At 63.5% G+C, this 13,951-nt stretch carries 14 protein-coding genes; 5 read left to right on the plus strand and 9 right to left on the minus strand.

Annotated elements, in window-relative coordinates; all coding sequences use genetic code 11:
• The first annotated feature begins 128 nt into the window (after positions 1–128).
• Both RCO24_RS07330 and RCO24_RS07335 read left to right on the plus strand, forming a co-directional pair.
• Positions 129–1,289, plus strand: coding sequence for a hypothetical protein (locus RCO24_RS07330; protein WP_308961113.1), 1,161 nt, complete (start codon positions 129–131; stop codon positions 1,287–1,289).
• Between the two features lie 57 nt (positions 1,290–1,346).
• Positions 1,347–2,219: a thermonuclease family protein gene (locus RCO24_RS07335; RefSeq protein WP_308961115.1), complete on the plus strand. Its 873-nt coding sequence runs from the start codon at positions 1,347–1,349 to the stop codon at positions 2,217–2,219.
• Positions 2,220–2,267: 48 nt separating this feature from the next.
• Here RCO24_RS07335 and RCO24_RS07340 read toward each other — a convergent pair whose 3' ends face one another.
• The 5 genes from RCO24_RS07340 to RCO24_RS07360 form a co-directional block, all read right to left on the minus strand.
• Entirely contained in the window at positions 2,268–3,125 is an 858-nt protein-coding gene (locus RCO24_RS07340) for a CarD family transcriptional regulator (RefSeq protein ID WP_308961117.1), read from the minus strand.
• A gap of 718 nt (positions 3,126–3,843) precedes the next feature.
• A complete protein-coding gene (gene fdxA, locus RCO24_RS07345; protein WP_308962385.1) occupies positions 3,844–4,182 on the minus strand; it encodes a ferredoxin FdxA in 339 nt (112 codons plus the stop codon).
• A gap of 104 nt (positions 4,183–4,286) precedes the next feature.
• On the minus strand, positions 4,287–4,718 hold the full coding sequence (locus tag RCO24_RS07350) for an RNA-binding S4 domain-containing protein (RefSeq protein ID WP_308961119.1): 432 nt from the start codon (positions 4,716–4,718) through the stop codon (positions 4,287–4,289).
• Positions 4,715–7,975, minus strand: coding sequence for a helicase-related protein (locus tag RCO24_RS07355; RefSeq protein ID WP_308961120.1), 3,261 nt, complete (start codon positions 7,973–7,975; stop codon positions 4,715–4,717). Before RCO24_RS07355 ends, RCO24_RS07350 begins: the two co-directional genes overlap by 4 nt.
• Before the next feature lie 243 nt (positions 7,976–8,218).
• Positions 8,219–9,088 (minus strand): DUF3108 domain-containing protein, encoded by an 870-nt coding sequence (locus RCO24_RS07360; protein WP_308961122.1) that lies wholly within the window; start codon positions 9,086–9,088, stop codon positions 8,219–8,221.
• A gap of 400 nt (positions 9,089–9,488) precedes the next feature.
• Here RCO24_RS07360 and rpmB point away from each other — a divergent pair, with 400 nt between their 5' ends.
• Together rpmB and RCO24_RS07370 are read left to right on the plus strand one after the other, a co-directional pair.
• Entirely contained in the window at positions 9,489–9,794 is a 306-nt protein-coding gene (rpmB, locus tag RCO24_RS07365) for a 50S ribosomal protein L28 (RefSeq protein WP_308961123.1), read from the plus strand.
• A 119-nt stretch (positions 9,795–9,913) separates the two neighbouring features.
• The gene (locus RCO24_RS07370) at positions 9,914–10,414 is read left to right on the plus strand and encodes a hypothetical protein (protein WP_308961125.1); all 501 of its coding nucleotides are present in this window, start codon (positions 9,914–9,916) and stop codon (positions 10,412–10,414) included.
• Between the two features lie 13 nt (positions 10,415–10,427).
• Here RCO24_RS07370 and RCO24_RS07375 read toward each other — a convergent pair whose 3' ends face one another.
• Together RCO24_RS07375 and RCO24_RS07380 are read right to left on the minus strand one after the other, a co-directional pair.
• On the minus strand, positions 10,428–10,919 hold the full coding sequence (locus RCO24_RS07375; RefSeq protein ID WP_308961127.1) for a VOC family protein: 492 nt from the start codon (positions 10,917–10,919) through the stop codon (positions 10,428–10,430).
• A complete protein-coding gene (locus tag RCO24_RS07380) occupies positions 10,919–11,845 on the minus strand; it encodes an SDR family oxidoreductase (protein ID WP_308961129.1) in 927 nt (308 codons plus the stop codon). Before RCO24_RS07380 ends, RCO24_RS07375 begins: the two co-directional genes overlap by 1 nt.
• Before the next feature lie 111 nt (positions 11,846–11,956).
• On the opposite strand from RCO24_RS07380, the gene RCO24_RS07385 reads away from it, so the two are divergent.
• On the plus strand, positions 11,957–12,415 hold the full coding sequence (locus RCO24_RS07385) for a winged helix-turn-helix transcriptional regulator (protein WP_374990935.1): 459 nt from the start codon (positions 11,957–11,959) through the stop codon (positions 12,413–12,415).
• A gap of 22 nt (positions 12,416–12,437) precedes the next feature.
• Here the strand turns inward: RCO24_RS07385 and RCO24_RS07390 are convergent, their stop codons facing one another.
• Both RCO24_RS07390 and RCO24_RS07395 read right to left on the minus strand, forming a co-directional pair.
• Positions 12,438–13,097, minus strand: a complete 660-nt coding sequence (locus RCO24_RS07390) for a PAS domain-containing protein (protein WP_308961131.1) — start codon at positions 13,095–13,097, stop codon at positions 12,438–12,440.
• A 283-nt stretch (positions 13,098–13,380) separates the two neighbouring features.
• The gene (locus RCO24_RS07395) at positions 13,381–13,635 is read right to left on the minus strand and encodes a GlsB/YeaQ/YmgE family stress response membrane protein (RefSeq protein ID WP_308962389.1); all 255 of its coding nucleotides are present in this window, start codon (positions 13,633–13,635) and stop codon (positions 13,381–13,383) included.
• Between the last annotated feature and the right edge of the window lie 316 nt (positions 13,636–13,951).

Consider the following 13,951-nt stretch of genomic DNA (forward strand, 5'->3'; position numbering starts at 1 on the left):
TGATCGGAACGAGGGGGTTGCCAAGGATTTCGCGCGCTTCACTCCTCTATCCTTCTGCGAGCTGTTGTCTAGTTATTCAACTTTTGGTTGCATAACGGATAGCGGTATTGGAATGCCGTGGAGGGGGGATGCCGTATATCCGTGTCGAAAGACTGCCGGTGCAGGTGCTCGGGCTCGGGCTTCTCGGCTTCGACCATCTGCAAATCGTCTTCCGGAGCGATTTCGGGACCGGCAGCACGACCCGCCAGGACGACTGGTTCGTGATCGAGGGAATTCGCGAGCCGAGCGAGATGGGCACCCGACTGGCGGTGGAAGGCTGGCACGGTGGCACGACGCTGTCAGATGCCAACGGCGGCCTGATGGGGCAAGCCCTCACCGCCCGGATCGGCGCTGCGGAGAGCCGAGGCGACCGGGACATCGCGGACGGAGGCGAGGCGGTGATGCTTTGGGCGACGCTCGCTTCCTATGCAGCCGACATCGAGGCGCAGAAGTTTCCGTACATTGCCGCCGCACTTCCCGGATCGACGTTGCCCACGCTCAATTCGTCGTCGCTCGTGGCGTCGCTGTTGCATCACGCGGGCGTCGACATCGATGCGGCAATGCCCTCCGGCTTGCGCTTCTCGCCGGGCACCACAACACTGCTAGGCACGTCGCAGGACGACGATCTCCGCACGGGTAATGGCTTCGTCTCGCTTCTCGCAGGGGATGGCGACGACGTGCTTTCCGGCAGCGACAATCGCATTGAAAAGCTCTACGGCGGGCGCGGCAACGACACCTTTCGGTGGTCGGGTGGGGACAATATTCTACACGGCGGGCAGCCAGGACTCGCCTACGCCGACGACGGTATTGATACGGTCGACTACACCGGCGCGGGAGCGATCGCGATCGAAGCGCTGCCAGCCGGCGAGCCCCACGTACATGCTGACTTCATCGTCACCCATCGTTTCGGGCGGGATCGCCTGTTCTCGATCGAGGAAATCATCTGGGACGCAACCAGCGATCGCGTGGTTTTGGGTGAGGGCGTCGGCCTTGCGTCGCCGCCCCGCGTCAACTCCCGGAGCGGAGATGCGGCAGAGCGCGGCGGCGAGCAGGCGGGTGGCCTCGAGATTTTGTCCGATCCGGTTCTCGAGCAACACGACGCGGTGCAGGGTTATGAAAACGCGGAGGATGCATTCGCCCTCGACATGATCGACGCGGCGCTGCTTTCACTCGATCCGCTCGACGATCCGCTTTCGGCTTTCGACGGCGCGCTTCTGTTTACAGTTCCGGAGCTGCATACTGCCGGGTAGTGCGGGATTTCTTCTGCGATGAGACCAAGGCGTCATGCTTCAGAGACAGCTCCCCCGATGACGCGCCTGCGATGCGCGCTGTTTTTTCTTGTTGTGTGCCTGGGCCTGTCATCGACGGCAGCGGATGCGTCCGAGACCTGCGCGCCGGAAAGCGGAAACGCCTATGAAGTGGTTCGCGTGCTCGATAGCGAGACGCTGCTTCTCGACAGTGGACGCGAGGTTCGCCTGATCGGCGCGCTGGCACCCAAACCCGACACGCTGCTCACCGCGGCCGAGGACTGGCCGCCTGCGCGCGAAGCGGCTCAGGCGCTCGAAGCTCTCGTGCTCCATCGCACGGTTTCATTGCGCTACGACGGGCGGCGGCGCGACCGCTATGGACGCGAGCTTGCCCAGCTCTATGTCGCGGGTCCGAACGGGACGGAGTGGGTGCAGCGGGCGCTCGTCAGTGCCGGTCACGCACGCGCCTATGCGCTGGCGGGAAACACGTCGTGCCTCAAGGAGCTGGTTGCGGCCGAGGCAGACGCGCGAGTTGCGCGTCGTGGGATTTGGAGCCGGGAGAGCTTTCGCGTGCGCGAGGCCGCGGACCCGAAAGCGTTGTTGCAGCTCACCGGCCGGTTCGTTCTCGTCGAAGGACGCGTTACGAGCGTCGCACGCGTGCAGAAGACCACGTACCTCAATTTCGGGACCGACTGGCGCAGCGACTTCACGGCCAGCATTGCGAATACGATCGCCGATCGCGGCAAAGGCGGCGCGGTGCAGCTCAGCGCACTTGCCGGGCAGGAGATCCGCGTGCGCGGATGGATCGAACGGCGCAACGGTCCGATGATCGTGCTCACGTCCCTCGACGAGATCGAGGTGATCGGACCTCGTGCCGAGGTGCCCAGCGTTTCCAACTCCTCGTCGCAGCCGGATACGAAAACGCCCCGCTGAAGGTCAGCGGGGCGTTGAGATTTTTCGAGGGTTCGAACGCCCAATCGCTTAGGCGGCCTTCACCTCGGCGTCGGCGCCTTCGGCCAGGCGGCGGCCACGCGCGCTCTTCGAGAGCACGTCGGTGATGCGCTGAACGGCGCCACGCTCGTCGAGCTTTTCGACGGCCGCGATCTCGCGAGCCATACGATCGAGCGCGTCCTCGTAGAGCTGACGCTCGGAGTAGGACTGCTCGGGCTGAGCCTCGGAGCGATAAAGATCGCGCACGACCTCGGCGATGGAAATCAGATCACCGGAGTTGATCTTGGCGACGTACTCCTGCGCGCGGCGGCTCCACATGGTGCGCTTCACGCGGGCGCGGCCCTTCAGCGTCTCCATGGCCTTCTTGACGATGGCGTCATCGGCGAGCTTGCGCATGCCGACGCTCTCGAGCTTGCCGGTGGGAACGCGCAGCGTCAGCTTCTCCTTGTCGAAGGTGATGACGAAGAGCTCGAGCGACATGCCGGCGATTTCCTGCTCCTCGATGCCGACGATGCGGCCGACGCCGTGAGCGGGGTAAACGATGAACTCGTTGGTCTTGAAGCCGTGGCGCTGGCTAACCGACTTCTTCTGGGCCGCAAGGATCTGCTGAGCAGCGGCAGCCTTCTGGGCGATGTCCTTAGGCGAGACGGGGGGCTGAACCGGAGCGGTGAGCTTCTGGCCACCAGTCTTGGCGAGCGCGGCAGCGGCGCGGGCCGGCGTGACAGCAGCCTGAACCGGGCGAGCGGCGACAGCGGCCGGAGCGGCAGCCTTGGCAGCCACGACACCCTTGGCCGGAGCCGGTGCGGGAGCAGCCTGAGACGGAGCGACGGCTGCAGCCTTCAATGCGGGTTTCTTACCTGCGTTGGCTGCGACTGCCGCTTTCTTCATCTCGGGTCCTTTCACAATCGTTTTCGTTACAGGGGACTTGGTGACAGCAGTCTTGACAGCGGCCGGCTTCTTGGCATGAGTTGACGCAGCAGCGTTCGCGGACTTCTTCGCGCCAGCTTTGACGGTAGCGGACTTGGTCTGGGAGGGCCGAGCAGCGGTCTTGGACACAGAAGGCTTGGATGTCCGAGCCTTCGCGTGTGCTTTGTTCTTCTGAGCCATAGGCTTCGTCTCACTCTCTCGTAATCACAATCCTCGGCCCCGGGTGGGTCGAGGTATAACTCTCGCAGTGGGCCTTTCGGACTCGCTGGCCGGGGGCGTAGGCCAGTTTGTCGCGTAGTCACACACAATCCCGGCCCGCCGGCACGTCACCTTTGCCGCCGCTCCAGGACCTCCCCACAATGTCGGGTTGCCAAACCGATATAGCTACCCCGTCTCCTGTTTTCGGACCTTAAGTCACAGTAATCAGGAGCCTTTCGACGACATGTGCGCAACAATCCATCACGAAGAGCGTACGCTTCCGTGACAAGTGCTGCGTTGAGCCGTTTATGTTCCTGTTCGGTTCTGTTTTGTCCGAGGATATACTTGTAACACAAATTTCACGAAAATTGAAGCGCGATAAGGAATATAGGTGATCCCGGGCTTAAAGAACTTGCTTAAGTTTCCAAATTGGTGCAACGCACGCGTTTGCACGCCAACCTGAACTGACACAGTCTAAGGGTCAGTCGCCCGATCCAGGTTCGGAAGAAAAATATTTCTCAAACTTGTCTTTTTCATCCCGATACTGCTCGGCCTCAGACATCGGGGGCTTTTTCGAAGTAATATTGGGCCATTTGTCTGCGAAATCGCGATTGACCTCGAGCCACCGCTCCAGGCCGGGCTCGGTGTCAGGTTTGATGGCATCCACCGGGCATTCGGGCTCGCAGACGCCGCAATCGATGCACTCGTCGGGGTGGATCACCAACATATTCTCACCCTCGTAGAAGCAATCGACGGGGCAAACCTCAACGCAATCCGTGTATTTGCATTTGATGCACTTGTCGTTGACGACGTAGGTCATATCGGCGTTGCCTGGATTTTCGCGGTGAGGGTTGAGGGTTTGCCAAATGCGCGCCTGCATAGCAAGCCCCGCAACGTCACAGTACTTAAGCCGAGGGACTGCCCTCAGCTCCGCCCCTTGAGGTCGTCGATCCGGCGGCGGTCCCGCTTGGTCGGCCGCCCGGAACCTGGAATACGTCCGGCCCAGGCTGCCGGATCTGTGGGGCTACCCACCGTCTCGCCGCCAGGAGACGACGGCGCCGATCGCGGCGTCAGATCCTCATAGAGCCGCTGAGCCTCGCTGGCCGGCCCGCGACGCTCGCCCAGCTCCACCACCTTGAGCACCCGGACGGTACGGTTCAACCGGGAGGTGATGACGTCGCCGACCTTCAAGGCGTGGCTCGGCTTGTCGGCCTTCACGCTGTTGACCCTGATCTTGCCGTCCGTCACCGCGGTCGCGGCCAGGGTGCGGGATTTGGCGACGCGCGCGAACCATAGCCACTTGTCGAGCCGCTGAGACGACGCGGCCGACGCTTCGGACGCGGCCTCCTTCGTCATGTGGAGTTCTTTTCTCGGGCCTGCTTTGCCAACACGTCACGCAAGGCACCGAGAGACGCGAACGGAGAATCCGGATCGACCGCGCCCTTCTTGCCCGGCGGCGGACTTGCCGAGCGCATGGCGGGCGCCTGGCGCTCCTCGTGGCGTCGGCGGTGGTCGTCGCCTCCGCGCCGCTCATCGCGACGGCGTTCCCCGCCGCCGCCACCACCTTCGCGGTGACGTTGCTGCGGCCTCTGACGATTGCGGTCCTGCTCGCGCGGCGGACGATCGCCGCGACCCCGTTCGTGATCGCGATGGTGGCGCTGCTGAGGCTGTGCGTTTGCCGCTGCGGCCTCTGCGGGTGCCTCGGCAGTGGTCACGCTGCCATCGGCCGTAACGGATGCGGGCGCGGTGGGAGCGGATCCCTGGGCGCCGCCATGATGGGGTGCACCGCCGCGGCGACGCCGTCCCTGATTTCGATTGTCCTCGCGGCCTTGCCCATCGCGGCGGTTTTCGTCGCGTCGTGCGGGGCGGTGATCCTCGTGGCGATGACGACGCGGGCGCCAGATGTCGATCACGATAGTCTCGACGGTCGCAGCAGCGACGGCTTGGTCCGGCTCGGGCGTGGGCTCAGAGACCGCTTCAGCCGACGGTGTCGCTTCAGCGACGGGTGCGGGCTCAGCAGATGCGGCTGTCTCGGCCGTAGCAGCCGGTTCGATCGCTTCGCTGCTCTCCGGTGCCGCGGCCTCAGCCGCTGTCTCAGTGGCGGTGGCCGGTTCGTCGGACGGCGCGGTCGCGACCTTGGCCGGCTCTGCGGGCTTCGGAACGGTCTTGCGGTCGAGACGGAAGCCGAGCGCCTTCAGCACGTTCGACAGCTCGTCCGGCGAGCATCCGAGGATCGACATCATCTCCGGCGTGACAACGAATCCGCCGTCGCCCGTCGAGCCCTTCGGCGGAGTCGTCGCGTTATCAGGTGAAGCGCGGTAGGCGAGCAGCGGGCGGATCAGATCGGCAAGCCGCTCCAGGATATCGAGGCGCACGGCGCGCGGGCCGCAGACGTGAAAACCGTAGGCTCGATACAGCGCCTCCGGCGTCGTCTCCTGCACCGCGGCCGACGTCAGCCCAGCGCGCGGCAACTCCGGGAGGTTGTCGATGCTGGTTCCGTGGGCCGACGCATGCTTCAGCGCCCAAAGCGTCACCGCAAGCTCGGCTGGAGCCGGCTTCAGGAGCGCGGGGAAGTAGATGTTGAAGGCGCCGAAGCGGACGCCGTACTTGCGAAGCTGCGAGCGCGCTTCCTGATCGAGGTGCTTCATATCCTCGGCGATCAGCTCGCGCTTCAGCATGCCGAAGCTTTCGGTCAGGCGGAAAGCGATGCCACGCGCCAGACCGGTCAGATCCTCGGCCTTCGCAATATCGACCAGCGGCTTCAAGCGCTCGGCAATCAGCTCGTCGCGCCAGGCTTCGAGACGTGCCTGCACCTTTTCGCGATCGGGACCGGCGAGATGCTCGTCGGCGAGCAGGCTCACTTGCGGCTTGAGCGGATCTTCAGCCGGCTCGAGCGCCGCGATCTCCTCGTCGCGCCATAGCACGCGACCGTTGCGGCTGACCTTGAAGGCATCGGCCTTGGCCGCCGCGACACGGCGTGCGCGCATGCCAAGCTCACGCGAGAGTACCTGGGCGGCGGCGCTGCGCGCAGCCTTGCCGTGAATGCCCTCGGCTTGCGTCTCGGGCGAAAAGCGGAAGCCCTTGAGGCTGCCAACGTAATGGTTTTCCACGCGGATCGCGCCGTCCTCTCCAATCTCAGCCGTCAATTCCTCCTTGTCGCGGAGGCCCTTCATCAGTGCACTGGTGCGGCGATCCACGAAACGCTGCGTCAGACATTCGTGCAGCGCGTCGGAAAGGCTGTCCTCGATGGCGCGGGTGCGGCCCTGCCAATGGGCGGGATCCTTGAGCCAGTCCGCGCGGTTGGCGACGAAGGTCCAGGTGCGGATGTGCGCGATGCGGTTCGCGAGAGTATCGATGTCGCCGTCAGTACGATCGGCGAAGGCAACCTGCTTGGCGAACCAGTCCTCCGGCACACGGCCTTCGGGGCTCATCAAGTATCCGTAGAGGGTGCCGATCAGCTCGGCGTGGTTCTGCGAGGAGATCTTGCGATAGTCGGGAACCTGGCAGACTTCCCAGAGACGCTGAACCGCAGCCGGGCTCGAGGCAAACGCTGCAATCTCGCGATCATTTGCCAGCGACTCGAGTGCGAGAACGTCATCGGCCATGCGCGCACGCGCCAAGCGCTGCTCGTTCGGCAACTCGCGCAGGCTATCGCGCAGCCGATCGAGAGACGCGAAATCGAGGCGACGGTTGCGCCACTGAAGCACGCGCACGTTGTCGAAGTTGTGGGTTTCGAGACGCTCGATCAGATCGGCGTCGAACGGCTCGCAGTTTCCGGTGACACCGAAGGTGCCGTCGTTCATGTGGCGACCGGCGCGGCCGGCGATCTGACCGATCTCGCCCGCCGTCAGGTTGCGAAAGTTCTGGCCGTCGAACTTGCGATTGGCGGAAAACGCAACGTGATCGACGTCGAGATTGAGACCCATGCCAACGGCATCGGTGGCGACGAGAAAATCAACGTCGCCTGATTGATAGAGCGCGACCTGCGCGTTGCGCGTGCGCGGAGAGAGTGCGCCGAGCACGACGGCGGTGCCGCCGCGCTGGCGACGGATCAACTCGGCAATCGCATAGACCTCGTTGGCCGAGAATGCGACGACGGCCGAGCGGCCGGGCAGGCGCGTGATCTTCTTCTCGCCGGCATAGGTGAGGCGCGAGAGGCGGGGACGCGAAATGAAGTTTGCGCCGGGGATCAGATCCTGGATCGCCTCGCGCATGGTCTGGGCGCCGAGCAGCAATGTTTCCTTGCGGCCGCGTGCATGCAGCAGGCGATCGGTGAAGACATGACCGCGCTCGGGATCGCCCGCGAGCTGGATCTCATCGATGGCGAGAAAATCCACATCGACGTCGCGCGGCATGGCCTCGACGGTCGAGACCCAGAAGCGCGCGCGCTCGGGCCGGATTTTTTCCTCGCCGGTAATCAGCGCGACCTTGTCGGCGCCGATGCGGGCCGCGATCTTGTCATAGACCTCGCGTGCCAGAAGCCGCAGCGGCAAGCCGATCATACCGCTCTCGTGACCGAGCATGCGCTCGATCGCGAGATGCGTTTTACCGGTGTTGGTGGGGCCAAGAACCGCGGTTACATTTCGTATGCGCGTTTCCAGTTCGCTGGCCATACGCGAGATCTCCTTTGGAAGAGCCCCTTGGCATTGCATTGGAGGGGTTTGAGATCAAGCTTTTCGTTTCGGCGACCAAGCACCGCAGCCTTGCGAAAATTTCAGACCGGCCGGGAGACCTTCGCGCTTGCCCCTGGGCCAGTCTTGCCCAATCGAGGCGGCCAAAATTTGATCAGGGCTCCCGGCGATGTGCCGGAAGCCCTGATCGATCGTTCCTGACGGATAGTTTGGAGACGTTCTGAATCAGTCGGCGGAAGCGACCTGGCCGCGATCCGGAAGCTCGATGTTTACGCGCTCGAGGTTGATGCGGGCTTGGCCGGCCGCGGTCGGGACGGTGACCGACTGGGGCAGCATCAGCTTGGCCTGGGGCACGAGGCGGAACATGATTTCAATGTCGTTCGTGCTGGCAAGGTCGCGGGTTTCCGGGGTCGGGCGATAGCCGGCGATCGGCGTATATTTAACGCGGCAGACAACCGCGATTTCGCCGCGCATACCCTCGACGGGTTCCTTGCGCGCAAAGCGCAAGTCGATGTCGAACCTCTGCTTGCCGTCGAAAATCGAAACCTTGCGGCCGCAGGGGGTCGGCGCGTCGCTATGAGTCAACATAAGGATGGCGCTCAGGGGATCGAGGGCATCCTTCAGGTGGGCGCGCGTCAGCGGCACCGTATCGGCGGCATCGGCCATCACGGGCATCACCGTCAGGCGATCGACACCTTCCTTACCGAAGCCCATGGCGACCGAGCCGTTGCGAACCGTGCTTTCGTAATCAAAGCGGAAGTCGCCGGGCTGGGGGTTCTTGGCCTTTACCGTGCCTGACGAGTGCGTGACGCCACGCCAGCGGAAGACGCCGAGAAGGGCCGAAATCTGGACATCGGTATCGAGCGTGTAGGTCGTGCGCCCGACATTGGATTTGAAGCTGAATGTGCCGAGATCGAACCCGTTGAGGGTGATCTTGTAGCTGGCGTCGACCTTAAGAGGTGACACGCCGGCCGGCGTAGGGGCGGCGGTTGCCAATGGCGACACCCATGGCGACAGGGACGCAAAGGCGGCAAGAGCTGCCAAACCAAGACCCAAAACGCATGCACGCACACGACGAGACTGTACCTGGTACATGATCACACTCACCACCCGCGTCCCGCCCGAACTCGCGGCGAAATTGGGGTACTATGGGGTTACAACGACACTTCCTAGCGACAGATTGTGCTCCCTAAGCCTTAACAATTCGCTCAAGCTTGCGCCGGTCTGAGACGGGTTCTGCCCACATAATCCCCAGGCCTTCTCTTCCGTTCCCGTCGCATTTGCGGCCGAGTGTGGTTTGTTCTACCTCCTCCGGTCAGACCCTCCCTCAGACGGCCCCGCTTGACGCGCGGAAGGCGGCTCGCGTATAGAAGGCGCCAACTGTCCCGCCGATAGAGATCTGCGGGGCTATTTTCATTGATTTTCCCCGTGATTTCGGGTCCGCCAATGGGGCGGGCGGTCGAACGTGGGGCTCGAAGGACGCAAGGAATTCAAAATGACCAGGCGCTGTGAGTTGACGGGCAAGCTTCCGCTTTCGGGCAATAACAGAAGCCACGCCGAGAACGCGACGCGTCGCAAGTTCCGCCCGAACCTCGTGAACGTCTCGCTGATCAGCGAGACGCTGGGCCGCCAGTTCAAGCTGCGTATCACTGCGCATGCGCTGAAGACGGTCGAGCATCGCGGCGGCCTCGACGCTTTCCTCGCCAAGGCCAAGACCGACGAGCTTTCGGCCGAGTGCCAGAAGCTCAAGCGCGAGATCGCGAAGGCCAAGGCCGAGAAGGCTGCTACCGCGGCCGCTTAAGCTGATCCGCACCTCAGGGTGCGACGCTTTTCAGATTTCATGCGCCCGCCGGGAGACCGGCGCGGCGCATATTTCGTTTGAAGTCGCGGATATGTCCTCAAAACCGAGGGGGCGCTCCAATGCGTACGCTGGCGATCCTGCTCTCGACCCTGTTGGCCGCGGCGGCCGGATGCTGGATTCTGCTGCCGGGTCACCTCACGATCGACATCCCCGTCGCGAAGCATAAAGGCGGCGGCGACTTCTGGTGGGAAACGCACGAGACCACGCTCACCTATGCCGACGAAGCCGGCGCGAAGTTCGTGCGGCGGCAAGTCGGCACGGCGTATCCGGACACGCAGGGCTGGGCGACGGCAGACGAGGCCATGACCTATTTCTCAGATTGGCTCACGAAAGCCGGATGGGATGTATTCGGCCCAGCTCAAGATCTGCCGATCCTGCCTGAAAGCCGGCTGCTCCCGCGCGAGCAAGTCCGCTGCTTCCATCGTTCCGACGATCGCGGGCCGCGCGCCGACGCGGTGTGCGTCGCGATCTGGCCGATCGCGAGCGCCAGCGTGCGCGGGTTTCATGTGGTGCTGACGACGGCGCGGTCGTCGCTCATCCAGAAGCTGCTTGCCGATTGACCAACAGTGGCCGTCAGGCCGTTGCCAATAGGTCCTGGAGATCGAGCGCGCCCGTCGTCATGTTGAGCGCACCATCGGGCCTGCGCGGCCATTCCTGCTGCGGCCGATCCCAGTAAAGCTCGATGCCGTTGCCATCCGGATCATTGAGGTAGATCGCCTGGCTGACGCCATGATCGCTGGCGCCATCGAGATCGATACCCGCGGCCAGCACGCGTCGCAGCGCATCGGCCAACGCGGCGCGCGTCGGGTAAAGGATCGCGACGTGGTAGAGACCGGTCGAGCCACGGGGCGGCGGTTGTCCGCCCCGGCTCTCCCAGGTATTGAGGCCGATGTGATGGTGATAGCCGCCGGCCGAAACGAACGCGGCCTGCGATCCGTATCGCTGCGTCACCTCGAAGCCCAGAACGTCGCGATAGAAGCCGAGCGCGCGGTCGAGATCGGCGACTTTCAGATGGACGTGCCCGATGCGCGTATCGGGATCGATCGGCGTCGTGGTGGTCGTCATCAGTGTGCTCCTGCAAGGGCCGCCGACAAAAGGCTGTCTTTGTTGGCGACCAGAAACTGCTGCAGCGTTTCGGGCTTCTGTCCGGTGAGTTTTTCGACCGCGTCCGACACTCCTGCGAACAACCCGAGCCTGGTGGTCGTATCGAACGACACAAAGGCGAGCGCCAGGAACTCTGGAAGCCCGGCAGCGACCAGGCCCTTGGTCAGATCCGCATCGGAGAGCTGGACCAGCTCGATCGGCTTGCCAAGCCCCTCGCTCACGGTCGCTGCAATCTCGGCCGTCGTCAACGCGGCCGGGCCGGTGATGTCGTAGGTGGCGTTGGCATTCGACGCTGCGGCGAGCGCATAAGCCGCGGCGCGGGCGCAGTCTTCGCGCGAGACGTTGGCGATGCGGCCGTCCCCGGCCGAGGTGAACCACTTCCCGGTCGCCAGCACCGAAGGAAGCGAGAAGGCCAGGTTGTCGAAGTAAAGGGCGTTTCTCAGGATCGTCCAGCCGAGGCCGCTCGCGGCAAGGGCCTCTTCGGTGCCGGCGTGATCCGGCGCAAAAGGAACCGGAATCTCATCGGCCTTCGGGATCGACGTGTAGACGACGTGCCGAACACCAGCCGACTTTGCCGCCGCGATCGCAGCACGGTGCTGGGCGAGGCGGGCACCCGGGCGGTCCAGCGTGTCCGTCGAGATCAGCAGTAGCCGCTGGACCCCTTTGAACGCAGCTCCGAGCGAGGCCGGATCGTCGAAATCTCCCTGCCGCACGTCCACGCCTCGCGCGGTAAGATCCGCAAGCTTTGCGGGGGTTCGGGTCACGGCGACGATACGCGAAGGCGCGACGCGCACGGTGTCGAGCAAGTGGGCGAGCACGCGACGCCCGAGCTGGCCGGATGCTCCGGTGACAAGCAAAAGGCCGGCGTCCTGAGTTTCGTTTGACATGTTGTTCTCCTAAGAGAGGTTGTCTCTAAATGAGACCACGTCTAGGATAGAGCCTGCATCTCCGTAAAGACGGCAGTATTTTGGGAGATAGGCACGGCGAAGGAACCACCCATGGGCGACGACAACCAGAACCCCGCTTCAGAGGTCATGGCGCAGATCCGGGCTAACGACGGCGCGGGGCTGGCCAATTGCCCGGTGCGCGGCGTGCTCGATCGCATCGGCGACAAGTGGAGCACGCTGATCATCATGGTGCTCGGCGAACGGCCTTACCGGTTCGGTGAGCTGCGACGCGCCATTCCCGACATTTCGCAAAGGATGCTGACGCAGACGCTGCGCGATCTGCAACGCGACGGCATCCTCAGCCGTCATGTTTTCCCGACGAACCCGCCGAGCGTCGAATACCGCGTCACGCCGCTCGGCAGCTCGCTGATCGGCCCGCTCGCAGAGCTGATGACATGGGCGGAGACGCATTTCGCGGAGATCCGCGCGGCACGCGAGACATTCGATCGCGACGGAGTAGCGCCTGCGGACGCGGCCGAGGTGGCCAAGCCGGGAGCCGCGACGGCCTAGGTCATGACCTAGGCTGCTCTCGTCAGATCACGATCGTGGTTCTCAACTGACCAAGCTCCGTCGTCATGCGGGTGGTCACGGCCTCGCCCCTGTCGGCCAGGCTGGTCATTTCCTGCGCAACCACGCCGAAGCCGGCGCCGTGCTCCATTGCACGGGCGGCTTCGATCCGCGCGTTGAGGGCGAGGAGACGCAATGTCTTCAACGTGGTGCGAATGTCGTCGGCGGCGATGTCGACCTTGTTGAGCGCGATCGCGCCGCCCGCAAGGCGCTCGGCGAGGCGAGACAAGGCACCGGCCTCGAGAATGATGCCGTCGAGAAAGGCAGGGGCGTTGGTCTCGGGATCGATCGCAGACGAAGCGCCGCCGGTCTCGTGAACGTAGAGCACGCGGCCATCGCGGTGATGAATACGGTAGCTCACCTGCCAGTTTCCGCCGCGTGCCAGCGCTTCCCCGACCGCGGTATCAACCTTCGGCAGATCCTCCTTGAGGATCAACGACGCAAAGCCGGTGCGATCCCGGATGAAGGAGTCGCGATCGTAGCCGGTCAAACGCGAAAAGCCTTCCGACAGCCACAGCATCGCGTAGTCGTTACTGTTCTGACCGCGATACATGAACCCATCGATGCGCACACCGATGCTCTTCAGAAAGTCGTCGGCGGAAAATGCCCCTGCGTGTTCCGTCATCTCTCAGCCCGCTCCGAAATCGTCCGGGACCGCACTACGGTCCGGATTGAAAAGGGTTCTCTTATTTGAGCCGATTCGTGAACGGAAAGCGCGGGGCGGATTGCTCCCGAGCCATCATTTTCATGCCCGGGGTTTCATCAGCTGGACAGCTTTTGAGCAGGCGGGAACGTGAGAACCTGTTCGATGCAGCGATCAAAACCCACTGCGAGGCAGCGGCTCCGGGCCCGACAATTTGGGCATGGCGAGATGGGCCGCGCCATGCCCGTGCTTTACTGCTTCCGCGTCAGCGCGAAAGGAGCCTGACCACGAAGATCACAATGATGGCGCCGATGGTCGCGTTGATAATGTCGCCCAATATTCCGCCGCCGATATAGATGCCGATCCTTGGCAGCAGCCAACCCGCAACGACGGCACCGACGATACCGAGAACGATATCCCCGATCAGGCCGTAACCGCTGCCGCCTTTCATGATCTGGCCAGCCAGCCAGCCCGCGATGGCTCCGATAATGAGCCAAATGATGATGCCTTCCAAAGCCATATGTGTCCCCTCTGGTTTTTGCGGACGCAAGACAGGCGCTTTAGTCGCTCAATCATCTCTGCCTGCCTGAGCATTGAAGCGCGCAGTGCAGACCCAACGAACGTACTTGAGTTCGCAAACTCCCGAAACACCACTGCTGTGCGGTTGCACAATAGGAGAGCGGCGCGCTGTTTCGGCCGGTTGTAGAGGCGGCCCCGTCCTGGTGACGAGTTGTCTATTCCCATTGAAAAGGCGCATGAGCGGAACCGGAAAAGGGATTCCCCCATCGGGATTTTCCGTATTCGGACGACACACGCTCTGCACAAGGCTGATGGAC

The sequence above is a fragment of the Hyphomicrobium sp. LHD-15 genome, assembly GCF_031157355.1.
GTDB lineage: Bacteria > Pseudomonadota > Alphaproteobacteria > Rhizobiales > Hyphomicrobiaceae > Hyphomicrobium_C.